Annotated in this window: 22 protein-coding genes, 4 tRNA genes and 1 pseudogene; 22 read left to right on the top strand and 5 right to left on the bottom strand. The window is 59.4% G+C overall.

What is annotated here, in order from left to right; all coding sequences use genetic code 11:
- Positions 1-75: 75 nt before the first annotated feature.
- The gene (locus RGU44_RS12900) at positions 76-834 is read right to left on the bottom strand and encodes a hypothetical protein (protein ID WP_322180882.1); all 759 of its coding nucleotides are present in this window, start codon (positions 832-834) and stop codon (positions 76-78) included.
- Positions 835-1,111: 277 nt separating this feature from the next.
- Here RGU44_RS12900 and RGU44_RS12895 point away from each other — a divergent pair.
- The 4 genes from RGU44_RS12895 to RGU44_RS12880 all read left to right on the top strand — a co-directional run bounded on the left by RGU44_RS12895 (position 1,112) and on the right by RGU44_RS12880 (position 1,521).
- Positions 1,112-1,187, top strand: a tRNA-Glu gene (locus RGU44_RS12895).
- 2 nt (positions 1,188-1,189) lie between these two features.
- Positions 1,190-1,265 (top strand) — tRNA-Gly (locus RGU44_RS12890).
- Between the two features lie 101 nt (positions 1,266-1,366).
- Positions 1,367-1,442, top strand: a tRNA-Glu gene (locus RGU44_RS12885).
- 3 nt (positions 1,443-1,445) lie between these two features.
- A tRNA-Gly gene (locus RGU44_RS12880) sits at positions 1,446-1,521 on the top strand.
- A 144-nt stretch (positions 1,522-1,665) separates the two neighbouring features.
- On the opposite strand, the gene RGU44_RS12875 is transcribed toward RGU44_RS12880, so the two are convergent.
- Positions 1,666-2,076, bottom strand: coding sequence for a PA2817 family protein (locus tag RGU44_RS12875; RefSeq protein ID WP_219061650.1), 411 nt, complete (start codon positions 2,074-2,076; stop codon positions 1,666-1,668).
- Positions 2,077-2,150: 74 nt separating this feature from the next.
- Positions 2,151-4,598 carry an acyl-CoA dehydrogenase gene (locus tag RGU44_RS12870; protein ID WP_322217420.1) on the bottom strand — a complete coding sequence of 816 codons (2,448 nt, stop codon included), beginning with the start codon at positions 4,596-4,598 and terminating at the stop codon, positions 2,151-2,153.
- Positions 4,599-4,858: 260 nt separating this feature from the next.
- Between RGU44_RS12870 and RGU44_RS12865 the strand changes: the two genes are divergently transcribed.
- From RGU44_RS12865 to RGU44_RS12855, 3 genes are all read left to right on the top strand, one after another.
- On the top strand, positions 4,859-5,482 hold the full coding sequence (locus RGU44_RS12865) for a glutathione S-transferase (RefSeq protein ID WP_322180875.1): 624 nt from the start codon (positions 4,859-4,861) through the stop codon (positions 5,480-5,482).
- A 133-nt stretch (positions 5,483-5,615) separates the two neighbouring features.
- On the top strand, positions 5,616-6,548 hold the full coding sequence (locus tag RGU44_RS12860; protein ID WP_322180873.1) for an ABC transporter ATP-binding protein: 933 nt from the start codon (positions 5,616-5,618) through the stop codon (positions 6,546-6,548).
- Positions 6,545-7,336 (top strand): ABC transporter permease, encoded by a 792-nt coding sequence (locus RGU44_RS12855; protein ID WP_322180871.1) that lies wholly within the window; start codon positions 6,545-6,547, stop codon positions 7,334-7,336. Before RGU44_RS12860 ends, RGU44_RS12855 begins: the two co-directional genes overlap by 4 nt.
- 79 nt (positions 7,337-7,415) lie before the next feature.
- Here RGU44_RS12855 and RGU44_RS12850 read toward each other — a convergent pair whose 3' ends face one another.
- Positions 7,416-7,931 carry a DUF2062 domain-containing protein gene (locus tag RGU44_RS12850; RefSeq protein ID WP_322180869.1) on the bottom strand — a complete coding sequence of 172 codons (516 nt, stop codon included), beginning with the start codon at positions 7,929-7,931 and terminating at the stop codon, positions 7,416-7,418.
- A 137-nt stretch (positions 7,932-8,068) separates the two neighbouring features.
- Here RGU44_RS12850 and RGU44_RS12845 point away from each other — a divergent pair, with 137 nt between their 5' ends.
- The 12 genes and pseudogenes from RGU44_RS12845 to RGU44_RS12795 all read left to right on the top strand — a co-directional run bounded on the left by RGU44_RS12845 (position 8,069) and on the right by RGU44_RS12795 (position 19,090).
- Positions 8,069-10,285 (top strand): DNA internalization-related competence protein ComEC/Rec2, encoded by a 2,217-nt coding sequence (locus RGU44_RS12845; RefSeq protein ID WP_322180867.1) that lies wholly within the window; start codon positions 8,069-8,071, stop codon positions 10,283-10,285.
- A gap of 83 nt (positions 10,286-10,368) precedes the next feature.
- Positions 10,369-11,004, top strand: coding sequence for a MotA/TolQ/ExbB proton channel family protein (locus RGU44_RS12840; protein ID WP_322180865.1), 636 nt, complete (start codon positions 10,369-10,371; stop codon positions 11,002-11,004).
- Complete coding sequence (locus tag RGU44_RS12835; protein ID WP_322180863.1) at positions 11,001-11,432, top strand: biopolymer transporter ExbD; 432 nt, start codon at positions 11,001-11,003, stop codon at positions 11,430-11,432. Before RGU44_RS12840 ends, RGU44_RS12835 begins: the two co-directional genes overlap by 4 nt.
- Complete coding sequence (gene lpxK / locus RGU44_RS12830; protein ID WP_322217418.1) at positions 11,432-12,445, top strand: tetraacyldisaccharide 4'-kinase; 1,014 nt, start codon at positions 11,432-11,434, stop codon at positions 12,443-12,445. The genes RGU44_RS12835 and lpxK overlap by 1 nt, the downstream gene beginning before the upstream one ends.
- 26 nt (positions 12,446-12,471) lie before the next feature.
- The gene (locus RGU44_RS12825) at positions 12,472-12,657 is read left to right on the top strand and encodes a Trm112 family protein (RefSeq protein ID WP_058437370.1); all 186 of its coding nucleotides are present in this window, start codon (positions 12,472-12,474) and stop codon (positions 12,655-12,657) included.
- Positions 12,654-13,418 (top strand): 3-deoxy-manno-octulosonate cytidylyltransferase, encoded by a 765-nt coding sequence (gene kdsB / locus RGU44_RS12820; protein WP_322217415.1) that lies wholly within the window; start codon positions 12,654-12,656, stop codon positions 13,416-13,418. Before RGU44_RS12825 ends, kdsB begins: the two co-directional genes overlap by 4 nt.
- The gene (gene murB / locus RGU44_RS12815; RefSeq protein ID WP_322217412.1) at positions 13,418-14,443 is read left to right on the top strand and encodes a UDP-N-acetylmuramate dehydrogenase; all 1,026 of its coding nucleotides are present in this window, start codon (positions 13,418-13,420) and stop codon (positions 14,441-14,443) included. Before kdsB ends, murB begins: the two co-directional genes overlap by 1 nt.
- A gap of 267 nt (positions 14,444-14,710) precedes the next feature.
- Complete coding sequence (locus tag RGU44_RS12810) at positions 14,711-15,181, top strand: (2Fe-2S)-binding protein (RefSeq protein ID WP_322217410.1); 471 nt, start codon at positions 14,711-14,713, stop codon at positions 15,179-15,181.
- Between the two features lie 62 nt (positions 15,182-15,243).
- Positions 15,244-15,675: pseudogene (locus RGU44_RS25095) on the top strand (molybdopterin cofactor-binding domain-containing protein); the annotation flags it as partial.
- A 204-nt stretch (positions 15,676-15,879) separates the two neighbouring features.
- Positions 15,880-17,499 (top strand): xanthine dehydrogenase family protein molybdopterin-binding subunit, encoded by a 1,620-nt coding sequence (locus RGU44_RS12805; protein ID WP_416194642.1) that lies wholly within the window; start codon positions 15,880-15,882, stop codon positions 17,497-17,499.
- Positions 17,499-18,485 carry an XdhC family protein gene (locus RGU44_RS12800; protein WP_322217404.1) on the top strand — a complete coding sequence of 329 codons (987 nt, stop codon included), beginning with the start codon at positions 17,499-17,501 and terminating at the stop codon, positions 18,483-18,485. The genes RGU44_RS12805 and RGU44_RS12800 overlap by 1 nt, the downstream gene beginning before the upstream one ends.
- Positions 18,482-19,090, top strand: coding sequence for a nucleotidyltransferase family protein (locus RGU44_RS12795; protein WP_322217403.1), 609 nt, complete (start codon positions 18,482-18,484; stop codon positions 19,088-19,090). The genes RGU44_RS12800 and RGU44_RS12795 overlap by 4 nt, the downstream gene beginning before the upstream one ends.
- A 112-nt stretch (positions 19,091-19,202) precedes the next feature.
- On the opposite strand, the gene rne is transcribed toward RGU44_RS12795, so the two are convergent.
- The gene (rne, locus tag RGU44_RS12790; protein WP_322217401.1) at positions 19,203-22,352 is read right to left on the bottom strand and encodes a ribonuclease E; all 3,150 of its coding nucleotides are present in this window, start codon (positions 22,350-22,352) and stop codon (positions 19,203-19,205) included.
- Between the two features lie 709 nt (positions 22,353-23,061).
- Between rne and rluC the strand changes: the two genes are divergently transcribed.
- The 3 genes from rluC to sppA are packed head-to-tail and all read left to right on the top strand — an operon-like array spanning position 23,062 to position 25,676.
- Positions 23,062-24,018 (top strand): 23S rRNA pseudouridine(955/2504/2580) synthase RluC, encoded by a 957-nt coding sequence (rluC, locus tag RGU44_RS12785; RefSeq protein ID WP_322217399.1) that lies wholly within the window; start codon positions 23,062-23,064, stop codon positions 24,016-24,018.
- Entirely contained in the window at positions 24,008-24,664 is a 657-nt protein-coding gene (locus tag RGU44_RS12780; RefSeq protein WP_322180840.1) for an HAD-IA family hydrolase, read from the top strand. The genes rluC and RGU44_RS12780 overlap by 11 nt, the downstream gene beginning before the upstream one ends.
- Positions 24,665-24,683: 19 nt before the next feature.
- Positions 24,684-25,676 carry a signal peptide peptidase SppA gene (gene sppA, locus RGU44_RS12775; RefSeq protein ID WP_322180838.1) on the top strand — a complete coding sequence of 331 codons (993 nt, stop codon included), beginning with the start codon at positions 24,684-24,686 and terminating at the stop codon, positions 25,674-25,676.
- Positions 25,677-25,703: the final 27 nt, after the last annotated feature.

Here is a 25,703-nt window from a genome sequence, read left to right as displayed (position 1 = left end):
ATGGTGTGGCGGTTGCAGAGTCGGTGAGTTTATCGGCAGACAGGCTTTGCGCCTGTCTGCCTTGTAGTCAGAGCCTCAGTCGTAGACCACTTTCTTTTTCCAGTCGCCGTCTGCTTCGACAGTCTTCAATCCGTCGGTCAATTCGTTTACTTCGCCTTCGGCAGGCGCGGTATTGGTCAATACCATTGAGTTCGCGCGGGCCAGCATGCTTTCCATGTACCGGAGTTGTTCCTGATAAACGGCTGGGTCAGGCTGTTTACGCAGGTACTGCACGCCGCGTTCGAACGCCAGTCGCGCCTGACCGGGCTGCTCGTGGGAGAACGCCTGTTGCCCCAGGTTATTGAAGAACTCGATGTGCAGCAGCACCAGAATATTGCGGATTTCCTTGATCCAGTACTTGGCTTCGTTGGTAGGCAAGAAGCCATCGTGTGCGGCGCGTGTCACCTGGCCGTGTATGGCTTCTAATAGAAAGCGCACGTCCTTGGCCTTGGCTTCGGTCAGGATCGGGCCGGGTGGGTTGCTGATCGGGATCGCGTCGCCCTGATTCACCAGTGTCGCGAGTTCATCTATACGTGCCTTGAGCGCGCTGTTGCCCTTGTTCAGAGCGAGCAGGCGCTGGTTCACGTTCAGTTCCAGACGCGTCAGTAGCAGCTTGAGAGCGGGCGTCATCAACTGGCCGGGAAAAGTTTCGGTGATCTCTCCGCAGCGGCGCAGACGATCATTCAGCTCGACCTTAAGGCGAGCCTTTTCCAGCTTCTTGTTTTCGGATACGTGGTTGAGGAAGCCGATGGCAATCAGAATGACGATGCCAGCGACTATCAGCAGGGTGATCATGAGTGGTGTCACCGTTGAAACCTCATTCGGGTAGTTTGTGTCGAGTGTAGTGGTTAAGCATTTTTGCCGATAGGTGTAACGGTCGTTCGTCAAACTAACGGCGTGGTAATTCAGGCGCCTGTGCGTGTGGGCCAAGATATCAATGCGCGGGGAAGTCGTTGATTTAGATATATTTATAGATGGGGGTTGACGACTTGCCCCAGCATCCATAGAATGCGCGCCACTTACAGCGTAAAGCACACAGCGAAACGCAGATAAGTAGTGAAGTTGTACGTGTGTCCCCTTCGTCTAGTGGCCTAGGACACCGCCCTTTCACGGCGGTAACAGGGGTTCGAGTCCCCTAGGGGACGCCATTGCGGGAATAGCTCAGTTGGTAGAGCACGACCTTGCCAAGGTCGGGGTCGCGAGTTCGAGTCTCGTTTCCCGCTCCATTTTTAAGCAGTCTTGCTTTCGGGCAGGGCTGGTGAAACCAGGGCACGGTCTTCGGATCATGTTTTGGACACTGGAACATACCTAGTATGTTTCGGGCAGCGTCCCCTTCGTCTAGTGGCCTAGGACACCGCCCTTTCACGGCGGTAACAGGGGTTCGAGTCCCCTAGGGGACGCCATTTGCGGGAATAGCTCAGTTGGTAGAGCACGACCTTGCCAAGGTCGGGGTCGCGAGTTCGAGTCTCGTTTCCCGCTCCATATACAAACAAAAACGCCGCTCATTGAGCGGCGTTTTTGTGTGTGCGTTTTTGTGTGTGCGTTTTTTGGTGTGGCCCCGGGAGCTGACGTGTAACTACGCGTCAGCTCATTGCGGGTGGGCGCTCAAAGGTGAAGGCCGATCAATCAGTGCCTGCTGTCTTGTAGCGAGAGCGCCATCAGTTGTTTTTCCTGATTCCAGTCGAACGGTTCTTCATTCTGCTCGGCTTCGTAGCGGCGTTCTTCGAGTGCCTGATACAGGTCGATCTCATCATCGGGCATGAAGTGCAGGCAGTCGCCAGCGAAGAACCACAACAGATCGCGGGGGACCAGGTGGGCAATTTGCGGGTAGCGCTGAATGACCTGGCAGAGCATTTCCTGGCCCAGGTATTGGCTTTCGATGGGGTCTTGCGGCAATAGCGCGACCAGTTCGTCGAAGCGCTCCATGAACAGCTCATGGCTTTCTTCGGGAACTTGTTCGGCCTCGCCAAGGGCGACCAGGATGCTGCGCAGGTGCGCGAGCAGGGCAAGTTGGTGGTCGAGCGTGGCGTCGGCCATGATGGAGTCCTCTAAAGCAAAAACGGGCGCACGAGTATAAAGCCCTGTGCGCCCGCTGTCTTACCTCTGGTCAACTAGCGAGTCTTGCCCTCGGCCAGCGTCAGTTCCTCTTTATCGAAATCATCGACATCGATCACTGTGCGCCGCGCCGCCTCTGCCACGCGTAGCGTTTGTGCTTCGGCCGGTAGCAGCACGCCGACGCTCAGGGCGGCATCGATAACGTGCTCACCTGCCGCCGGTTTCAACTGACCGCTTTTCAGTGCGTGGTGCAGCTTTTGTTGTAGCGGTTGGCTGGCTTTCAGCAAGTCACTGGCGTGTTGCAGGGCGCCGACCGGATCATCTATCGATTGCGGGCGATAGCAGCCAGCAAGCAGTTCTTCCAGGGCCGGATCTCCTTTGGCGCGACCAATCACTTCGGCGACCTCGGCATCCAGTGCATCCGATGGCCCGGTGTGCCGACGACCGAACGGGAACACCACCACACGCAGCAGGCAACCCATTACTCGACTCGGGAAGTTGCTCAGCAGCTCATCCAGTGCGCGCTCGGACTCGCCAAGGCTTTCCTCCATGGCCCAGCGAAACAGGGGGCGCATGTGGTCGGGCGAATCGAGGTCGTGGTAACGCTTGAGCGCGGCGGAGGCCAGGTACAGATGGCTCAGCACATCGCCGAGACGGGCAGACAGCCGTTCCCGCCGTTTGAGCTCGCCGCCCAGGAGCATCATGCTCAAGTCGGCCAGCAGGGCAAAAGCGGCGGCCTGGCGATTCAGTGCGCGGAAGTAACCCTGGCTCAGGCTGTCTCCCGGTACGGTCTCGAAACGTCCAAGGCCAAGGTTGCGAATGAAGGTACTGGCTGCGTTGCCGACCGCAAAACCGATGTGCTTGAGCAGCAGGCCATCGAACTCCACCAGCGCGCGTTCGTGATCCTCGCGGCCGGCCAGGGCCATTTCCTTGAGCACGAACGGATGGCAGCGAATCGCGCCCTGACCGAAGATCATCAGGTTGCGCGAAAGGATGTTGGCGCCTTCTACGGTGATGAAGATTGGCGCCCCCTGCCAGCTGCGGCCCAGATAGTTGTTCGGGCCCATGATGATGCCCTTGCCACCGTGCACATCCATGGCGTGGCTGATGCATTCACGGCCACGTTCGGTCAGGTGATATTTCAGGATCGCCGACAACACCGAGGGTTTTTCCCCCAGGTCCACGGCGTTGGCGGTGAGCATCCGCGCGCTGTCCATCAGCCAGGCGTTGCCGCCGATCCGCGCCAGGGCTTCCTGGATACCTTCGAAAGCCGACAGCGGCACATTGAACTGTTCACGCACCTGCGCATATTGCCCGGTGACCAGGCTGGTGAACTTGGCTGCGCCAGTGCCGACCGCAGGCAGGGAGATTGAACGACCCACCGACAGGCAGTTCATCAGCATCATCCAGCCTTTGCCGAGCATGTCCTGACCACCGATCAGGAGGTCCAGGGGGATGAACACGTCCTTGCCGCTGTTGGGGCCGTTCATGAACGCGGCGCCCAGTGGCAGGTGGCGGCGCCCGATTTCCACGCCGGGGGTATCGGTCGGGATCAGCGCCAGGCTGATGCCCAGGTCTTCCTTGTCGCCGAGCAAGTGCTCAGGGTCGAATGCCTTGAACGCCAGACCCAGCAAGGTGGCGACCGGGCCGAGGGTGATGTAGCGTTTTTCCCAGTTCAGGCGCAGGCCGATGACTTCTTTGCCTTGCCATTGGCCTTTGCAGATCACCCCGGTGTCCGGCATGGCGCCGGCATCAGAGCCCGCCAGCGGGCCGGTCAGGGCGAAACACGGAATGTCGTCGCCGCGTGCCAGGCGTGGCAAGTAGTGATTGCGTTGTTCGTCCGTGCCGTAATGCAGCAGCAATTCGGCAGGGCCGAGGGAGTTGGGCACCATGACCGTGGACGCCAGGTCGCCGCTGCGGGTGGCCAGTTTCATCGCCACTTGGGAGTGAGCGTAGGCCGAGAAACCTTTGCCGCCATATTCTTTGGGGATGATCAGGGCGAAGAAGCCGTGCTGCTTGATGTGTTCCCAGGCTTCAGGCGGCAAGTCCATTGACTGGCCGATCTGCCAGTCACTGACCATCGCGCACAACTCTTCGGTAGGGCCGTCGAGGAACGCCTGTTCTTCTTCTGTGAGCTGGACTTTGGGGTAGGCCAGCAGCGTGTTCCAGGCGGGGCGACCGCTGAACAGTTCACCGTCCCACCAGACGGTGCCCGCGTCGATGGCGTCGCGCTCGGTCTGCGACATAGGTGGCAAGGTTTTCTTGAACCATGAGAACAACCGCGCAGTGAGGTACGTGCGGCGCAGATCTGGCAGGGCCAACGGCACTGCGACTGCCAGCCACAACACCCAGAGCACTACCAGCAGCCAACCCGGCGCGTGGCTGAAGGCGCCCATTGCCAGCAAAAAGACAGCGACCACACCCAAGCAGGGCAGGGGTGCGACGCGTCGGTGGGCCAGATAAGCAACCCCGACCACCAGAACCAGTATCCACAACAACAGCATAGGTAATCCTCCGTGACGACAGCGGCAAAAAATCCGCCATCAAGAGCTTAGTCGGCATCAGGTGAAGATGGCGACAACAGCGAGTGCATCGATAGTGACCACCCGGCCGTGGCGGAGTTCGCCGGGCATGAACTCGGTTTCAGCTCCAGCCCAGAGATGCAGGCGATCAATTTCTATAATAGATCGCTGGATTTAGAGGGGCGTGCTCGGATTAAACTGATGCACGATTGAGTCATCACGGGTTTGACAAGGGGAATGGCATGCTGAAAATCTGGGGTCGGAAAAACTCGTCCAACGTGCGCAAGGCGCTGTGGTGTGCAGAAGAGGTTGCGGTGCCGTATGAAGCCATTGATGCCGGTGGCGCATTTGGCATTGTCGATCAACCCGAATACCGGGCGATGAACCCCAATGGCCGGATCCCGGTCATTGAGGATGATGGTTTCGTACTCTGGGAATCCAACGCCATCGTGCGCTATCTCGCCGCTCGTTATGCGCCGGGCTCGGCCATGTACCCTGACAGCCTGACCGCGCGGGCGTCGGCGGACAAATGGATGGATTGGACCACCTCAACGTTTGCCGAACCCTTCAAGAGCGTGTTCTGGGGCGTGTTGCGCACCCCGGCGGATCAGCAGGACTGGGTGCAGATCAACGGTGCGATCAAAACGTGTCAGGCGTTGCTGGCCGTCGTCGACGACACGTTGGCCAAACAGCCTTACTTGTCTGGAGAGGTGTTGGGGATGGGCGATATTCCCTTGGGCAGCTTTATATATGCCTGGTTCGAGATGCCGATTGAACGCCCCGCGATGCACCATCTTCAAGCCTGGTATGAGCGCTTGAAAGCGCGGCCGGCCTATCGAAAAGCAGTGATGACCGCGTTGAGTTAATACTGACTATCAACACATGTCGCTGTACTTGCGCGGCGTTGCCAAGCACCATTGTCCGGTTGGCCGCAGTTGTTATTGATTGCGCTCGACCTTATTTATTCTTCCTTCCCCCTTCTTGGTGCGTATTTCAGATATGAGTTCCGCTCTGTCCATCCGGCAGCTAACCAAAACCTACGGCAACGGTTTCCAGGCCCTGAGTGGTATCGATCTGGATGTCGCTGAAGGTGATTTCTTCGCATTGCTCGGCCCCAATGGCGCCGGAAAATCCACCACCATCGGCATCATCTCGACCCTGGTCAACAAAACCAGCGGTACAGTGAATATCTTTGGTCATGACCTGGATCGCGAGCCCGCAGCGCTCAAGCGGTGCATCGGTGTGGTGCCGCAGGAATTCAATTTCAACCAGTTCGAAAAGACGTTCGACATTGTGGTAACCCAAGCCGGGTACTACGGTATCCCACCCAAAATCGCCAAAGAGCGGGCCGAGCAATACCTGACTCAACTGGGCTTGTGGGACAAACGCGACGTGCCATCGCGTGCGTTGTCCGGCGGCATGAAGCGCCGTCTGATGATCGCTCGGGCGTTGATCCACGAACCGCGTCTGTTGATTCTTGATGAGCCGACGGCGGGCGTGGACATTGAGCTGCGTCGCTCAATGTGGACCTTCCTCACCGAGCTGAACGAGAAAGGCATCACCATCATCCTCACCACGCACTACCTGGAAGAGGCTGAGCACCTGTGCCGTAATATCGGGATCATCGATCACGGCGTCATCGTCCAGAACATGGGCATGAAGCAACTGCTGAATACGCTGCACGTCGAGACGTTTTTGCTTGATCTGAGGGATGCGTATCAGGTGGCGCCGACCTTGATTGGTTACCCGGCGAAGTTGGTCGACAGCCATACCCTGGAAGTGCAAGTGGACAAGACCGTTGGCATCACCGCGCTGTTCGGTCAGTTGGCCGCGCAGAAAGTCGAAGTGCTGAGCCTGCGCAATAAAACCAATCGCCTTGAGGAGCTGTTCGTTTCTCTGGTGGAAAAAAACCTGGCGAAGGTGGCGGTATGAGTTCCAATCCTGGCTCCGAGCTGCGTCCCAACCTGATTGCCCTACAAACCATCGTCTATCGCGAGATCCGTCGTTTCACCCGTATCTGGCCGCAAACGTTGCTGCCGCCAGCGATCACCATGGTGTTGTACTTCGTGATCTTCGGCAACCTGATCGGCCGGCAGATTGGCGACATGGGTGGCTTCACCTACATGCAGTACATCGTGCCGGGCCTGATCATGATGTCGGTGATCACCAACTCCTATGGCAACGTTGTGTCGAGCTTCTTCGGCGCCAAGTTTCAGCGTTCGATCGAAGAGTTGATGGTCTCGCCGGTCTCGCCGCACACCATCCTGATCGGCTACACCCTTGGGGGCGTACTGCGCGGTTTGATGGTGGGCCTGATCGTGACCCTGTTGTCGATGTTCTTTACTGACCTGCAGGTCCATCACTTGGGGATCACGATAGTGGTGGTCGTGCTGACGGCAACGATTTTCTCGCTGCTGGGCTTCATCAACGCCGTCTTTGCGCGCAACTTCGACGATATCTCGATTATTCCGACCTTCGTCCTGACGCCGTTGACCTACCTGGGCGGGGTGTTTTACTCGATCAACCTGCTGCCGCCGTTCTGGCAGACCGTGTCCATGGCCAACCCGGTGCTGCACATGGTCAACGCCTTCCGTTACGGCATCCTGGGTGTGTCGGACATCCGCATCAGCATCGCCCTGACGTTCATGGTCGTGGCGACCGTTATTTTGTACCTGGGCTGTGCGCGTCTGCTGATCAGCGGGCGCGGGATGCGTCAGTAGTCTTCCTCTGTACAGGCTGTGTACTCAATCCGTGGGAGCGAATTTATTTGCCCCCACGGATTGCGTCAGCCTGACAGCTTCACTTCCTCTTCTCTCTCCGCAAACGCCACTGCCTGCTGACCCACCAGCGCCAATACAGCTGGGTCAGGCCGTATGCCAGTGTGCCAAATACGATGCCTGTCACTACAGAGCCCAGCAAGAAGGGCTGCCACAAGGTTGATAACTGCCCGCTGATCCACTCCCAGGACAGTTCAGGCGGCAGGTGGCGTGGTGGCAATTGCATCAGCCAGGCACCGATCCGGTACGTGCAATAAAACACCGGAGGCATCGTGACTGGATTGGTCAGCCAGACCAGGCTGACGCCAATCGGCATATTGCCGCGCACCGCGATGGCCAGCATGGCCGCCAACAACATCTGCAAGGGAATGGGCATAAATGCTGCGAACAGCCCGATGCCCATCGCACGCGAGACGGAGTGGCGATTGAGGTGCCAGAGGTTCGGATCATGCAGAAGACGACCGAGAAAGCGTAAGGATTTGTGTTCCCTGATGCGGGTCGGGTCAGGCATGTAGCGTTTGAATAGACGACGCGGCATAGGGGGTCTCGTCCCAGGTGTGTGGGTCAGTATGCCTAGATTCTGCCTACATCAAATTCAGACTTTGTGACAATTAATAAAAGCGGGGTCTGGCAGGGTGCGCTAATCCAAGGGATGGACTTCTCAAGGACAGACTTATGCGCACAGGGATGGTGGCGCTCGCGCTGGGTCTTTTGGCTATTCGTTTCATGCCGGCATTGCCACCGTTTTGGCTGTTGCTGTTGACGCCCGTCTTGGCGCTGATGCTGTTGCCGTTTCGAAGTTATCCGCTGGCGTTTTTTCTGTTCGGCTTCAGTTGGGCGTGTGTGTCGGCGCAATGGGCGCTGGATGATCGCCTGCTGCCTCGACTCGACGGCCAAACGCTATGGGTGCAAGGCAAGGTGGTCGGCTTGCCGCAGTCGAGTGACGGCGTGGTGCGCTTTCAACTCGACGGTGCGCAATCACGTCGTGCCCGGTTGCCTGAGCATATGCGTCTGGCGTGGTACGGCGGCTCTGGTGTGCGCAGCGGCGAGCACTGGCGGCTGGCGGTCAAGCTCAAACGTCCGGCGGGCCTGATTAATCCTGATTCATTCGACTACGAAGCCTGGTTGTTGGCGCAGCGCATTGGCGCGACCGGTACCGTGGCGGATGGGCAATTGCTCGCGCCTGCGCGTTCAGCCTGGCGCGATGCGGTGCGTCAGCGGTTGCTGGCAGTCGATGCACAAGGACGTCAAGGCGGGCTGGCGGCGCTGGTGCTGGGCGACGATTCAGGGCTGACGCCGGCTGATTGGCAAGTGCTGCAGGACACCGGCACTGTGCATCTGCTGGTGATCTCGGGCCAGCACATCGGGTTACTGGCCGGGTTGATTTACGCGCTGGTCGCCGGGCTGGCGCGTTGGGGGCTGTGGCCGCGCCGTTTGCCGTGGTTGCCCTGTGCGTGTGGCCTGGCGTTTGCCGCAGCGCTCGGTTACGGCTTGCTGGCTGGTTTTGAAGTGCCGGTGCGCCGAGCCTGCACGATGATCGGTATGGTCCTGCTCTGGCGTCTGCGCTTCCGTCACCTGGGTGTGTGGTGGCCCTTGTTGTTGTCACTCAACGCGGTACTGGTCGTCGAACCGCTGGTCAGTTTGCAACCCGGTTTTTGGTTGTCCTTTGCCGCCGTCGCGATCCTGATTCTGGTATTCAGTGGTCGGCTGGGCGCCTGGAGCTGGCTGCAAAGCTGGACCCGTGCGCAATGGTTGATCGCCATCGGGTTGCTCCCGGTAGTGCTCGCGTTGAACCTGCCGGTCAGTCTCAGCGGGCCATTGGCCAATTTGCTCGCGGTGCCATGGATCAGCGTCGTCGTGTTGCCGCTGGCGCTGCTCGGCACTGTGTTATTGCCGGTGCCCGGTATTGGCGAGGGTTTGCTGTGGCTGGCTGGAGGTCTGCTGGGGTGGCTGTTTCAGGGGTTGGCGTGGGTCGCTGGGTGGGTCCCGGCCTGGATCGGCAGTGCGGTGCCGTGGTGGGCGTGGTGGCTGAGCATGCTTGGCGGCGTCTTGTTGCTGCTGCCCAAGGGCGTGCCATTGCGTCTGTTGGGCTGGCCGCTGTTGCTGCTGTGCGTGTTCCCGCCAGTGAAGAGCGTGCCCTATGGTCAGGTCGAGGTGATGCAGCTGGATGTGGGACAGGGCCTGGCGATTGTGTTGCGGACGCGCCAGCACACGCTGTTGTATGACGCAGGCCCGCGCTTCGGTGATTTCGATATTGGCCAGCGCGTGGTGCTGCCGTCGATACGCAAGACCGGCGTACGCCAGCTCGATTTGATGTTGATCAGTCATGCGCATGCCGACCATGCGGGTGGGGCGCAGGCCGTCTATAAAAGCTTGCCTGTTGCCCGCGTACTGGCTGGCGAGGTAGCCAAGTTGCCGCCACTCTTGCAGGCTCAGTCCTGTCAGAACGGTGAGCAATGGCAGTGGGATGGTGTGCATTTCTCGACCTGGCGCTGGGAACACGCGACAGAGAGTAACGAGGCTTCCTGCGTACTGCGGGTCGAGGCCAATGGTGAGCGTTTGTTGTTGACTGGCGATATTGAAGCCGGAGCCGAACGTGCCGTGCTCGGCAGCGGGTTCGATGTTCGCGCGCATTGGTTGCAGGCGCCGCATCATGGGAGCCGCAGTTCCTCATCCACGGCGTTTCTCAAGGCGGTGGCGCCTGAAAGAGTATTGATCTCCCGTGGGCGCAACAATGCGTTCGGGCACCCGCACCCGCAGGTAATGGCGCGCTATGCAGCCTTGGCCGTGCAGCCTTATGACAGCGCCGAACTGGGCGCGATTCGTCTGCAACTGGGGGTATTCGGTGAGGCGCAAGGAGAGCGTGCCCGACGGCGCTTCTGGCGCGATTGATCAGGGCGGTTATTCATCGCGGGGTTCGGCGTGCGGGCGGCCCTATGGTAGAGTGACGCCACTTTTTTCAAGGGGTCGTCACTGTGTGGGAACTGGTCAAATCAGGCGGTTGGATGATGCTGCCAATCATCCTGAGTTCCATCGCTGCTGTCGCGATCATTATCGAGCGGCTCTGGACGTTGCGTGCCAGCCGCATCACCCCGCCGCATTTGCTCGGTCAGGTGTGGCGCTGGATCAAAGACAAGCAACTTAACAGCGACAAGCTCAAAGAGCTGCGCGCCGACTCACCGCTGGGCGAGATTCTCGCGGCGGGTCTGGCGAACTCCAAACATGGTCGCGAGATCATGAAAGAGTGCATCGAAGAGGCTGCGGCGCGGGTCATTCATGAACTCGAGCGTTACCTGAGTGCGTTGGGCACCATTGCTGCCATGGCGCCGTTGCTCGGTTTGCTGGGGACGGTGCTGGGCATGATCGATATCTTTGGTTCGTTCGTGAACTCAGGCATGACTACCAATGCGGCGATACTGGCTGGCGGTATATCCAAAGCGCTGATCTGTACCGCTTCCGGCCTGATGGTCGGTATTCCTGCCATCTTTTTCCACCGGTTCCTGCAAAGTCGGGTCGATGAACTGGTGGTGGGCATGGAGCAGGAAGCTATCAAGCTGGTCGAAGTGGTGCAGGGCGACCGTGACGTCGATCTGACCGAGGGTAAAGCGTGAAATTCCGCCGCCGTAAACCGCGGGAGATCATCGACATCAACCTCGTGTCGTTGATCGACGTGGTGTTTATCCTGCTGCTGTTCTTCGTTGTCACCACCACGTTTACCCGTGAGACCCAGTTGCGCGTCGAATTGCCGCAAGCGGTCACCGGCACTCCGGAAGCCGATTCAGAACTTAAACACCTGGACATCGCAATCAGTGCCGATGGCGTCTATTCGCTGAATAACCGGTTGCTGCCCAAGAATGATCTGGCAACGCTGATCGATGCGCTGCAGAAGGAGTCGGCTGGTGATACGACACTGCCGCTCTCGATCAGCGCCGACGGAAAAACCCCTCACCAAGCCGTTATCACAGCGATGGATGCAGCGGGCAAGCTGGGTTTCAGCCACCTGCGCATGACCACCGTCGAGGCGCCAACGGCTAACTGATGGCGCTGACCGACCGTTTACTCAATGCCTGGTACACCGGCCATCCTGCGCTTGGCCTGCTACGCCCGCTGGAATGGGTGTACCGGCGAGTGGTGCAGAAAAAACGGGCGCGCTTCCTGGCCGGTGAGGGCGACATCTATAAGGCGTCGGTCCCAGTGCTGGTGGTGGGTAACGTCACGGTGGGCGGTACCGGCAAAACGCCGATGATCCTGTGGTTGATCGAGCACTGTCGCAACCAGGGTCTGCGGGTCGGGGTGGTCAGCCGGGGGTACGGCGCTACACCGCCGAGTTTCCCGTGGCGGGTCCGTGTCGGGCAAAGTGCCAGCGAAACCGGTGACGAACCGTTGTTGATCGTGCAGCGCAGCGGCGTAGCCCTGATGATCGACCCGGACCGCAGTCGCGCCGTGCGTGCCTTGCTCGATGCCGAGCCGCTGGACCTGATCCTGAGCGACGATGGCCTGCAACATTATCGCCTGGCCCGGGATCTGGAACTGGTATTGATCGATGCCGTTCGCGGCCTGGGTAATCGCCGCTGCCTGCCCGCAGGCCCCTTGCGCGAACCGATGGAGCGCCTGAATAGCGTCGATGCGGTGCTTTATAACGGCGCCGTCAGCGACCGCGAGGACGGCTTCGCATTTGTTCTCAAACCCACCGCCCTGGTCAACCTGCGTAGCGGCGAGCGTCTGCCGCTGGATCACTTTCCGGCCGGACAAGCGCTGCATGCGGTGGCCGGAATTGGCAATCCACAACGTTTCTTCAACACCCTCGAAGGGCTACACTGGCAGCCTGTTCCCCACGCGTTCGCCGATCACGCAGTCTACAGTGCGCAGGCGTTGACGTTCACACCGTCGTTGCCGCTGATCATGACCGAGAAGGATGCCGTGAAGTGCCGGACCTTCGCCGCTGACGATTGGTGGTATCTGGCTGTGGATGCGCAGCCTTCAGCCGCCTTCGTCAGTTGGTTCGATTCGCAGTTGTTACGCCTGTTGCCCATTTCGCCACTTTCTCCGTAAATAACAGCAACACCACAGGATTTTTTATGGACACCAAATTGCTCGACATCCTCGCTTGCCCGATCTGCAAAGGGCCGCTCAAGCTCAGCGCCGACAAAACCGAGCTGATCAGCAAAGGCGCGGGCCTGGCCTATCCGATTCGTGATGGCATTCCGGTGATGCTGGAAAGCGAAGCGCGCACCCTGTCCACCGAAGAGCGTCTGGATAAATGACTGCAGCGTTCACGGTTGTTATTCCGGCGCGTTTCGGCTCCAGCCGTTTCCCCGGCAAGCCCCTGAAAATGATCGCTGGCAAGCCGATGATCCAGCACGTCTGGGAACAGGCGCGTAAAAGCAGCGCTGAGCGCGTGGTAGTGGCCACTGATGATGCGCGCATCGTCGAGGCTTGCCGTGCTTTTGGCGCCGAAGTGCTGCTGACCCGTGACGACCACAACTCCGGTACCGACCGCCTGGCCGAAGTCGCCGCTCAACTGGGCCTGGCGCACGACGCCATCGTGGTCAACGTGCAGGGTGATGAGCCGATGATCCCGCCTGCGGTGATCGATCAAGTGGCGGACAACCTGGCGGCACACCCGGAAGCGCGGATGTCGACCCTGGCCGAACCGATCGACGATGTGGCCAGCCTGTTTAATCCGAACGTGGTCAAAGTCGTGGCTGATCTCAATGGCCTGGCCCTGACGTTCAGTCGCGCACCATTGCCGTGGGCGCGTGACGCCCTGGCCAAGGATCGCGATCAGTTGCCGGCCGGCGTCCCGTATCGCCGACATATCGGGATCTACGCCTACCGTGCGGGTTTCCTTCACGACTTCGTCAGTTGGGGCCCGTGCTGGCTGGAAGATACAGAGAGCCTGGAGCAACTGCGTGCCCTGTGGCATGGCGTGCGTATTCACGTCGCCGATGCAGTGGAAGCGCCGCCAGCCGGTGTCGACACCGCTGAAGACCTTGAGCGCGTGCGCCGCTTGCTGGAGGTTTGATGGCCTTGCAGGTGCAGTCCGCGGTTTCCCTCAAGCCGTTCAACACCTTTGGCGTGGACGTGAGCGCCAAAGCGTTCGCCGAAGCCCACAACGACGATGAGGTGCGCCAGGCATTGGCGTTTTCGGCTGAACACGGGCTGCCATTGCTGGTCATTGGCGGCGGCAGCAATCTGTTGCTGACGGCCGATATTCAGGCACTGGTGCTGCGCATGGCCAGTCGCGGCGTTCGTCTACTTGCCGACGATGGCGAGCAGGTCATCGTGGAAGCCGAGGCGGGTGAGGCTTGGCATCCCTTTGTGCTGTGGAGCCTTGAGCAGGGCCTGTCCGGCCTGGAAAACCTCAGCCTGATTCCTGGCACCGTGGGCGCTGCGCCGATGCAGAACATTGGTGCCTATGGTGTCGAAATCAAGGATGTATTCCATAGCCTGACTGCGCTGGACCGCCAGACAGGTGAGCTGCGTGAGTTTTCCCTTGGCGACTGCGCTTTCGCTTACCGCGACAGCGTGTTCAAGCGCGAAACAGGGCGCTGGGTGATTCTGCGCGTGCGCTTTGTACTGAGTCGCGCGGCGCACCTGCATCTGGAATACGGGCCTGTACGTCAGCGTCTGGATGAACAGGGCATCGTTCAGCCGACGCCCAAGGATGTCAGTCTGGCGATCTGTGCGATCCGCAGCGAAAAACTGCCGGACCCGGCCGTCTTGGGCAATGCGGGCAGTTTTTTCAAAAATCCATTGGTACCCGCTTCATTGGCAGCTGAACTGAAGCGCCAATATCCGGGTCTGACTGCTTATCCACAGGCTGATGGTCAAGTGAAGCTGGCTGCGGGCTGGCTGATCGAGCACGCGGGGTGGAAAGGGTATCGCGACGCGGGCAACGGGGCGGGGGTACATCGCCTGCAGTCACTGGTGTTGGTCAATTATGGCAACGCCACCGGGTTGCAGCTGCTGAACCTGGCGCAACGTATTCAAAATGACATTGCCCAGCTCTATAACGTGCAATTGGAAATGGAGCCGAACCTTTACTAAGGTTCGGTTGTTTTTAGGGCTATTCTCTACCCTCGCTTTGCTCCTGTTTCATTAGAACCATCAGAATCCCTGAGGCGGACTCGTTCGCTTAAACGCTTTTTAGTTAGCTTGCTATCGATGTAAGGCGAGCGACTTGTTGATGCATCCGAACCGAGGGGCTGTGCGACACGGTCCTGTATTAGCCTGAGCCGATCTGCCTCAGCCAAAGAGCTGAATCCAGAGAAAGATCGCTCGTCTCGAACCCCTGATAAATAGGCGGCGTGCTCCATGATTACCCTGAATCTCAATGGCAAAGATCACCAATTGGATGCGACTGACGATATGCCACTGCTGTGGGCTATCCGGGACATCGCGGGTTACACCGGGACCAAATTCGGCTGTGGCATGGGCGTGTGCGGTGCCTGCACCATCCACATCAATGGTGAGCCGGCGCGCTCATGTGTCACCCCGATTGGCAGCGTGGTCGGTCAACCGGTCACCACCATCGATAACCTGCACAGCGATCCGGTCGGTCAAGTGGTACAGCAAGCCTGGCTCGATAATGGCGTGGCCCAATGCGGCTTCTGTCAGGGTGGGCAAATCATGTCCGCGACCGCCTTGCTCAAGAGCAATCCGGCACCTAGCGATGCCCAGATTGAAGACTATATGGCTGGCAACATCTGCCGTTGCGGTACCTATAACCGGATCAAAACCGCGATCCATAAGGCCGCGACTCACCTGAAGGAGGCCAAGGCATGAGCCAGTCCCTGAACGATTTCGCCCTGAATAATTTGAGCCGTCGCGGCTTCCTTAAAGGTGTCGGCGCAACCAGCGCGCTGGTACTGGCTGCCAGTTGGGGTTGGCAGGATGCTTTCGCCGATGAGAAGAAGTTCGGCGCCGACGGCATGCCGCACGGCTGGATCGATGACCCGAAGGTCTACGTCAGCATCGACGCCGACGGCACTGTGACGGTGACGTGCAACCGTTCCGAAATGGGTCAGGGTATTCGCAGCAGCCTGAGCATGGTGGTCGCGGACGAACTGGAAGCCGATTGGACGCGGGTCAAGGTCAAGCAGGCACCCGGCGACGAGGTACGCTTCGGCAACCAGGACACCGACGGTTCGCGCAGCATGCGCCACTGGTATGAGCCTATGCGCCGCTGTGGTGCTGCCGCGCGGACCATGCTCGAACAAGCCGCTGCCGATCAATGGAAAGTGCCATTGGCCGAATGCCACGCGCAGCTGCATAAAGTTATCCACAGGCCGACAGGCCGTGAGTTGGGCTATGGCGAGTTGGCCACGGCGGCCGGTGCATTGGCCGTGCCTGCCCGTGACAGCTTGCGCCTCAAGCAGCCTTCCGAGTTCCGTTATATCGGTAAGGAAGCAACGCGCGCCCTTGATGGTGATGACATCGTCAATGGCCGGGCGATTTATGGCGCTGATGTGCATTTTGACGGCATGCTCTACGCCACCATTGCGCGGCCACGGGTGTATGGCGGCAAGGTTAAATCCGTTGACTCCAGCGCTGCCCTGAAAGTGCCCGGTGTGATCAAAGTCATGGAAATCGAGAGCAGCCCGCTGCCCTCCGAGTTCCAGCCGCTGGGCGGTGTGGCGGTGATCGCCAGCAACACCTGGGCTGCGATCAAAGGCCGTGATGCGCTGAAAATCGAGTGGGATGATGGCGTCAACGCCAGTTACGACTCGGTCGCTTACCGCAAGGAAATTGAAGCTGCCGCGCAGAAATCAGGCAAAGTAGTCCGCAGCACGGGTGATATCGACGCCGCCCTGAGCAAGGCTCATAGTACGCTCGACGCTTCGTATTACTTGCCGCATCTGGCGCAATCGCCGATGGAGCCGATGGTTGCCATTGCCCGTTTCCAGGATGGCGTATGCGAAGCCTGGGCGCCGAGCCAGGCGCCGCAAGTGACCCGCACGCGGATCGCGGACCGTCTGGGCATCCACTTCGACAAGGTCACGGTCAATGTCACCCTGCTGGGCGGCGGTTTCGGGCGCAAGTCGAAACCGGACTTCGTGATCGAAGCGGCGATCCTTGCCAAAGCCATGCCCGGTAAAGCGGTGCGGGTCCAATGGACGCGGGAAGACGATGTTCATAACTCTTACTTCCACACGGTGTCGGCGGAATACCTCAAGGCCAGCCTCGATAAGGACGGCATGCCGTCTGGCTGGTTGCACCGCACCGTAGCGCCGAGCATCACCGCGCTGTTTGCGCCGGGGGTCAAGAACGAAGGTGCGTTCGAACTGGGCATGGGCTTCACCAACATGCCGTACGCAATCCCCAATGTCCGCCTGGAAAACCCCGAGGCCGTGGCGCATACCCGTGTGGGCTGGTACCGCTCGGTATCGAACATCCCCCACGGGTTTGCGGTGCAGAGCTTTATCGATGAACTGGCAGCCAAAGCGAAGCAAGACCCCTTGAAGTACCAGCTCAAACTCCTGGGCCCGGATCGGCAGATCGATCCACGTACCCTCAGTGAAGAGTGGAATTACGGTGAATCGCCAGAGCGTTACCCGATTGATACCGCGCGCTTGCGTGCAGTGATCGAGCGGGCCGCCAAGGAAGCCGATTGGGGGCGTAAATTGCCCAAGGGCCGTGGCCTTGGCCTGGCCGCGCATTACAGCTTCGTCACCTATGTGGCGGCAGTGATCGAGGTCGAGGTCAAGGATGACGGGACCTTGATCGTGCACAAAGCCGACATCGCCGTGGATTGCGGGCCGCAGATCAACCCGGAGCGGATTCGCTCGCAGTTCGAAGGTGCTTGCGTGATGGGCCTGGGCAACGCGGTGCTGGGGGAAATCAGCTTTAAGGACGGCAAGGTTCAGCAGGACAACTTCCACATGTACGAAGTTGCGCGCATGTCGCTGGCGCCCAAGCACGTCGCCGTGCATCTGGTGACGCCTGCCGGTGAGGTGCCGTTGGGCGGTGTTGGCGAGCCAGGTGTACCGCCGATTGCGCCGGCCTTGTGCAACGCGATCTTCGCCGCCACAGGCCAACGGATCCGCAGCCTGCCAATTCGCTATCAGCTCAACGGCTGGCAGGCGAAACAGGCCAAAGTCTGATGGACAGCGTTGACCTGAATGTCCTGCGCAGCGTGCTCGAATGGCGCCGCGCGGGGCATCGCGTGCTGTTGTACAGCGTGGTGCAGACCTGGGGCAGCGCGCCTCGGCCACCCGGCGCGATGCTGGCCTTGCGCGAAGACGGCATCGTCATCGGCTCCGTATCGGGTGGCTGCATCGAGGACGACCTGATCGCGCGCTTGCAGGAGGGGCGTGTACACGCCAGTAATGGCGTGCACCTGGTGACCTATGGCGTGACCCGCGAAGAGGCCGCCCGATTTGGTCTGCCGTGCGGCGGTACGCTGCGTTTGGCCGAAGAGTGGGTCGGCGATGTGCAGTGGGTTGCCGACGTATTGCAGCGCTGCGGGGATCACCAGATCGTCGCTCGCGAGCTGAATCTGCAGTCTGGCGCTGTCAGCCTGCACCCGGCCAGTCGTGAAGAGGGGGTGACGTTCGATGGGCAGACCCTGCGCACAATCTATGGGCCGCGCTGGCGTTTGATGTTGATTGGCGCGGGGCAATTGTCGCGGTATGTCGCCGAGATCGCCCGTCTGCTGGATTTCGACGTGCTGATCTGTGATCCGCGCAAAGAATTTGCCTACGGTTGGGAGGATCAGCAAGCGCGCTTCGTGCCCGGAATGCCGGATGATGCCGTGTTGACCATCGAGCCCGACGAGCGCACCGCCATCGTTGCCCTGACCCATGACCCGCGCCTGGATGATATGGCCCTGCTCACGGCATTGAGTTCCAACGCGTTCTACGTGGGCGCGCTTGGGTCGAGGGCCACCAGCCAGAAGCGCCGGGAAAATCTTGCTCAACTGGGCATGGATGCTGAGATTATCGGACGTTTGCATGGGCCTGTCGGTCTGCACATTGGCAGCCATACCCCCGCAGAAATCGCGCTGTCATTGATGGCAGAGATCGTGGCCCTTAAAAACGGCATTCCCTTGAAGCAGAAAAACCCCCTCAGCGCAGAGACGGCGCATTGAGCACAACCCTGTGTGCTGTGGTGCTTGCCGCAGGGCAGGGCAGTCGCTATCGGGCCGTTGCCGGTGCGGATCAAGATAAGTTACTGGCTCCGTGTGTCGGGCGCGACGGAATTGTGCGCCCGGTGCTTGAGCAGGTGTTGCTGAACTTGCAAGCGGCTGTGGATAAAGGGGCTGTGGATAACTGTGTGCTACTGACCCGTCCCGAGCGTCTTGAGGTCATTGAGCTGGGACTGCGTTATGGCTGCCAGGTGGAGTTGCTGGCGTCAGGCGGTATGGGCGACAGCATCGCGGCGGCGGTTACCGCTCAGCCCGATCATCGTGGTTGGCTGGTTGTGTTGGGGGATATGCCATTTATCTTGCCCGACACCCTGGTTCGGGTGATTGGCTCGCTGGAAGAAGGGTCCGTCAGTGTGCCGGTCAGCGCTGGAGAATACGGTCATCCCGTAGCATTCGGCCGTCAGTTTTGCCTGCCGTTGATGGCATTGGCGGGCGAGCGGGGCGCAAGACGCTTGTTTCAGGCTGGGCGGGTGCGGGAAGTGCCGGTCGACGACCCCGGCGTGCTGTGGGACGTCGATACACCTGCATCGTTGGTGTTCACGCCTTGATTGACTGATGTGCCTGGATTACCACCTTCGCGTCCGCTGGGTAAACCCGTTTCGCAGGCATGAAAAAGCCCCCATCTGCTCGCGCAGGTGGGGGCTTTTTCATCAGCCGGGATTAAGCGAGCGGTTTAGGCTCTTTGCTTTCTTCCAGTACTTCAGGGTGCTGCTTCACAACGTCTTCAATCGAACGCAGGTTCTCATCGATGACCGGCACTTGTTCGGTGCTTTCAACGTGCTGGGTCGATTCGATTTCAGCAACGACAGGAGCCGGTTCTACAGCGACAACCTGTGGAGCGTTGGCAGCTGCTTCTTCAGCTTCTTTCAGCAGACGCTCGGCTTCACGCTTGCGACGACGCACTTCGCGAGGATCGTTCGGCGCACGGCCAGTGCTGCTGACTGGAAGAGCCGGGGCTTCTTCAGCGATGGCTTCAACCACTGCTTCAGGTGCTGGTTCGGCTTTGACTTCCGGAGCAGGCGTCACGGGTTCGGCGATGACAGGTTCAGCGACGGCCGGCGCAGCAGGTGCTTCGGTCGGCAGTGCTGACGATTCAGTTGCCTGAACCTCTTCCTGAACAGGCGCTACGGGTGCTTTGTGGTACGACGCTGCGTGCTCGACGACCGGTGCGCTGAACAGTTCAGCCTGAGCGGCTGCTGGTTGTTCAACCGGTGCTGCGGGCTCTTCGCGTGGTACTGCCTGGACTTCAACGTCCGGAGCGGCTTCTGCTGCGCTCGGTGCAACGTCTGCGGCCTGCGCTTCAACCACTGGGGTCTCGACGGCTGGCGCATCGCTTGCTTCTACTGCGGCAGTGGCGCGTTCAGCCTGACGGTGTGCATCGGCTTCGGCCGGTGCGCTGATCACGCTGCTGGCAACGGCGGCAGTGACTGCCAGACCGGCAGCCAGATCGGAGGTGGTTTCTTCGGTGGTGCTTTCTTCAGCGCCTTCCGAACCTTCGATCACATTGCCGTTGGCATCACGTTGACGCTCGCGACGGTTGCTGCGACGACGCTGACCACGTGAACGACGACGAGGGCGATCACCTTCGGTGTCATCCTGATTGTCATCCTGCAACAGCTCTTCGTTAGGCAGCACTTCTTCTTCGCTGACAGCTACGGCCTGTTCGGCACGTGGCTGACGCTCTTCACGCGGTGCGCGCTCAGGACGCTCTTCGCTACGGACTTCAACTGGAGCAACAGCATCCAGAGGCTCGCGCAGTTCGCGGACCGGACGCTCTTCGCGTGGCTTGCGATCTTCACGTGGCGCACGTGGAGCGCGTTCTTCACGAGGCGGGCGAGGTGCGCGCTCTTCGCGAGGGGCTGTAGTCTCTTCGCGCACTTCACGCACTTCACGCACTTCACGTGGCGCACGTTCTTCACGAGGGGCACGCTCTTCGCGCGGTGCGCGTTCTTCGCGTGGTTTGCGTTCTTCATCGCGGCGGCCAGTGCGGCTGCGGCTCTGCTGACGACCGTTACGGCGCTCTTCGGTGCGAGCAGGACGTTCAGCAGCGGCTGGTTTTTCGACCACGACCGGTGCTGCAGGCTCTTCCTTGGTGGCGAACAGGCTGACCAGCGACTTCACCAGACCTTTGAACAGGCTTGGTTCGTGAGCAACGGGAGCAGGTGTCGGTGCAACGGCAACGGCTTCAACCGGCATCGGCGCGTTGGCGCGCGGCGGAGCGGTTTTGACTGCAGCTTCCTGGCGAACCAGGGTGCGGGTCGCGGCCGGGGCTGGCGGCACTTCTTCCACTTCAGCGGCAGCCGCAGCGATTTCGTAGCTGGACTGGTTGGTGTGGGCTTCCGGGCTGTCATCACGCAGACGCTGCACTTCGAAGTGCGGCGTTTCGAGGTGATCGTTCGGCAGGATGACGATGCGAGCACGAGTACGCAGTTCGATCTTGGTGATCGAGTTGCGTTTTTCGTTGAGCAGGAACGCCGCCACCGGGATTGGCACCTGAGCGCGAACTTCTGCAGTGCGATCTTTCAGGGCTTCTTCTTCGATCAGGCGCAGGATTGCCAGCGACAGCGATTCAACATCACGAATGATGCCGGTGCCGTTGCAACGAGGGCAAACGATGCCGCTGCTTTCGCCCAGCGATGGACGCAGGCGCTGACGGGACATTTCCAGCAAGCCGAAACGCGAGATGCGACCCACCTGGACGCGGGCACGGTCTTGTTCCAGGCTTTCGCGGACTTTCTCTTCCACGGCGCGCTGGTTCTTGGCTGGCGTCATGTCGATGAAGTCGATGACGATCAGGCCGCCGATATCACGCAGACGCAACTGGCGGGCGATTTCTTCAGCCGCTTCCAGGTTGGTTTGCAGTGCGGTTTCTTCGATGTCGCTGCCTTTAGTGGCGCGCGCCGAGTTGATGTCGATGGACACCAGAGCTTCGGTCGGATCGATGACGATGGAGCCACCGGAAGGCAATTCGACGACCCGCTGGAAAGCGGTCTCGATCTGGCTTTCGATCTGGAAACGGTTGAACAGCGGTACGCTGTCTTCGTAGAGCTTGATCTTGCTGGCGTACTGCGGCATCACCTGGCGGATAAAGGTCAGGGCTTCTTCCTGAGCTTCAACGCTGTCGATCAGCACTTCGCCGATGTCCTGGCGCAGGTAATCGCGGATGGCGCGGATGATGACGTTGCTTTCCTGATAGATCAGGAACGGCGCGGAACGATCAAGCGACGCTTCTTTGATAGCGGTCCAGAGTTGCAGCAGGTAGTCGAGGTCCCACTGCATTTCTTCGCTGCTGCGGCCAAGGCCGGCAGTGCGCACGATCAAGCCCATGTCGGCCGGAGCGATCAGGCCATTCAGCGCTTCACGCAATTCATTGCGTTCTTCGCCTTCGATGCGGCGCGAAATGCCGCCGGCACGCGGGTTGTTCGGCATCAGCACCAGGTAACGACCGGCCAGGCTGATGAAGGTGGTCAGGGCTGCGCCCTTGTTGCCACGTTCTTCTTTTTCGACCTGAACGATAACTTCCTGGCCTTCGGTCAGGACGTCCTTGATGTTGACGCGGCCTTCAGGTGCTTTCTTGAAGTATTCGCGGGAGATTTCTTTGAGTGGCAGGAAGCCATGGCGCTCAGAGCCAAAATCGACAAAGGCAGCCTCGAGGCTTGGTTCGATGCGAGTAATCCGGCCTTTATAGATGTTGGCCTTCTTCTGCTCGCGCGCACCTGATTCGATGTCCAGGTCGTAGAGGCGTTGGCCATCTACCAGTGCAACACGCAACTCTTCGGGTTGGGTTGCGTTAATCAGCATTCTTTTCATGTAGTACCGTCGGTTTCCGGGCTGCCGGAAACGGCGTTCGGCACACACGACTTCTCACGGTCGGTGTCAGGGCGCGTCAGGAGTGGTTGGCCACTCCGTGTCTAACGAGTTTCGACCAGAGGGGTCGGAGTCGCGACGACGTTTCCTGCTTGCTGTGGTGACAAAAGACACCCTGTCAGCAAAAGCTTTGTCAGGAGGAGGAATCAACCATCGGCAGCGGACGATATGAAGCGTCTTGAATAAAGCCTAGTGCTACACGGTCCGATGGTTGTGCGTCTCCACCCCGCACGTATCCCTGATAATTCGGGTGCTGCCGCGCGCAGAATCCGCAACGGGTTGGCATTTACCGCGGTCTTCGATAGGGAAGATCGCGCATCATTGCTAGAGGCTTTATTTCCGAAGCATTCGCTTGAGTGTCTGCAAACGACTGCACTTTGTGAACTGGCCGTGAATATGGGCTCCGAAGGCGAGTGATAACTCTGCGATCTGGCTTGTTTCAGGCCTCATGTCACCTGCGCTCGTTACGTTTCCAGACCTTCCGTTATCCAGCGAAAGCCCCGTCGGACGGCCTTGCGTCCTTGTAATTGCGATGGTCAGGGCCGGTGGTTATACCGTTTGTCCGCTGGCCAGGCCGCTTTTGGCGACGTTCGCGACTATAACAGTAATCATTAAGTGCTTCAAATCCATAAAAATTGTTATGATTTGCCGCATGACGAATATTGCCCCCCCAACCTCCGGCGTCCAGCTGGTTGAGGTTGCGCCGGAACTTGCCGGTCAACGCATCGATAACTTTCTATTCACCTATCTCAAGGGCGTTCCCAAGACCTTGATTTATCGCATTTTGCGCAAAGGCGAAGTGCGGGTGAACAAAGGTCGGATCAAACCTGAGTACAAGCTGAAAGGTGGCGACATCATTCGCGTCCCGCCTTTGCGCCTGCCTGAGCGTGACGAACCCGTGCCTGTGGCTCAGGGGCTGTTACAGCGCCTGGAGGCGGCCATTGTCTACGAAGACAAGGCGCTGATCGTGCTGAACAAGCCTGCCGGCATCGCTGTGCATGGCGGTAGCGGTCTGAATTACGGGGTGATCGAAGCCTTTCGTCAGATGCGTCCGGACGCCAAGGAGCTGGAGCTGGTCCATCGGCTCGATCGGGACACGTCTGGCCTGCTGATGATTGCAAAAAAACGCAGCATGCTCCGTCATCTGCATGAAGCATTGCGCGGTGATGGTGTTGATAAACGTTATATGGCCTTGGTCCGTGGCCACTGGGAGACGGCTCAGAAGCGCGTAAACGCACCATTGCTCAAGAGTAACCTGCGGTCCGGCGAGCGCATGGTCGAGGTCAACGATGAGGGCAAGGAGGCGCTGACGATTTTCAAGGTGCTGCGTCGCTTCGGTGATTTTGCCACCATGATCGAGGCTAAACCCGTCACCGGGCGTACGCACCAGATTCGTGTCCACACCTTGCACGCCGGACATTGCATCGCAGGCGACACCAAATACGGCGATGAAGACTTCAGTCGTGAAATTCGTGATCTGGGCGGCAAGCGCCTGTTCTTGCACGCCTACATGCTGACCGTGCCGTTGCCCGACGGTGGTGAGCTGAAGCTGCAAGCGCCAGTCGATGACATGTGGGCCAAAACCGTGGAGCGTTTGAGTGCGCCCTGATTATAAATTGCTGATTTTCGATTGGGACGGCACGCTGGCCGATTCCATTGGTCGTATCGTCGAGGCAATGCGTACTGCGGCGCATCTTAGTGATCTGGCCGCGCGCGATGATTTTTCGATCAAGGGCATCATTGGTCTGGGTTTGCCTGAAGCGATTCGCACGTTGTACCCCGAAATTTCTCCGAGCCTGATGACAGCTTTTCGTGATCACTATGCGCAAAGTTATATCGCGCTGGAGGCCGAGCCTTCGCCGTTGTTCGCGGGTGTCGTGCAGTCGCTCGAGGCGTTTCGTGTTCAGGGGTATCAGCTTGCAGTTGCCACGGGGAAGTCGCGCCGTGGCCTGGACCGGGTGCTGAGCGCGCATGGTTGGGAGGATTACTTCGAGATCACGCGTGCCGCCGATGAGACCGCGAGCAAGCCGGACCCTTTGATGCTGCACGAGATCCTTCGGCACTGCGATGTCGCACCCGAGGAAGCGCTGATGATCGGCGATTCATCGTTTGATTTATTGATGGCGCGTAACGCTGGCATGGATTCGGTGGCGGTGGGTTACGGTGCGCAAACACTGGCATCGCTGCGCGAATTCGAGCCGCGTCTGGCTATCGAGAGTTTTCCAGAGTTGCACGCCTGGTTGGGCGCGCGCTGATTTTTTAGGGTGATTGAACATGTCGGACGAATGGAAAGGCAGCAAGGCTGAAGTCGAGGGCGGTAGTTCCGACGACAAAAGCTGGAAACTGCTGGAAAAGACCTTGTTGGCCGGTGTGCAAGAGCAGCGCCGCTCACGACGCTGGGGCATTTTCTTCAAGCTGCTGACATTCGCTTATCTCATTGGTGCGTTGATGTTGTTTACGCCGCTGATGGATGTCGAAAAAGGTGTTTCTCGCGGGAAGAACCATACTGCGTTGATTGAAGTGCGGGGGATGATCGCGGACAAGGAAACGGCCAGCGCCGATAACATCGTTGGCAGTCTGCGTACGGCATTCGAGGATTCGAAGACCAAGGGCGTGATCCTGCGTATCAACAGTCCAGGCGGCAGCCCGGTACAGTCCGGCTACATCTATGACGAAATACGTCGGCTGCGCGCCGAGAAGCCGGATATCAAGGTTTATGCGGTCATCACCGATCTCGGCGCTTCGGGTGCTTATTACATTGCCAGTGCCGCCGACCAGATCTATGCCGACAAGGCGAGTCTCGTGGGTTCCATTGGGGTAACGGCGGCCGGCTTCGGTTTCGTCGGGATCATGGACAAGCTGGGCGTTGATCGTCGTACCTACACGTCGGGCGAGCACAAGGCGTTCCTTGATCCGTTCCAGCCACAGAAGGCTGATGAAACTCAATTCTGGCAAGGCGTGCTGGACACCACTCATCGCCAGTTCATCGCCAGCGTCAAGCAGGGTCGCGGTGATCGCCTGAAGGACAAGGACCATCCCGAGTTGTTCTCCGGGTTGGTGTGGACCGGTGAGCAGGCGCAACAGCTAGGCCTGGTTGATGGTCTCGGCAGTGCCAGCTATGTGGCGCGTGAGATCATCGGTGAGAAGGAAATAGTCGATTACACCATCGAAGAGTCATCGTTTGATCGCTTCTCCAAGAAGCTGGGTGTCAGCATGGCTAACCAGATAGCGATGTGGATGGGCTTCCAGGGGCCGTCGTTGCGTTAACGAAATCAGCGGTACGTGCAAAGAAGC

Source organism: Pseudomonas sp. 5C2 (genome assembly GCF_034314155.1).
In the GTDB taxonomy this organism is placed as follows: Bacteria; Pseudomonadota; Gammaproteobacteria; order Pseudomonadales; family Pseudomonadaceae; genus Aquipseudomonas.
Note: the sequence above shows the minus strand (reverse complement) of the source record. Positions and strands in the feature narration are given on the sequence as shown.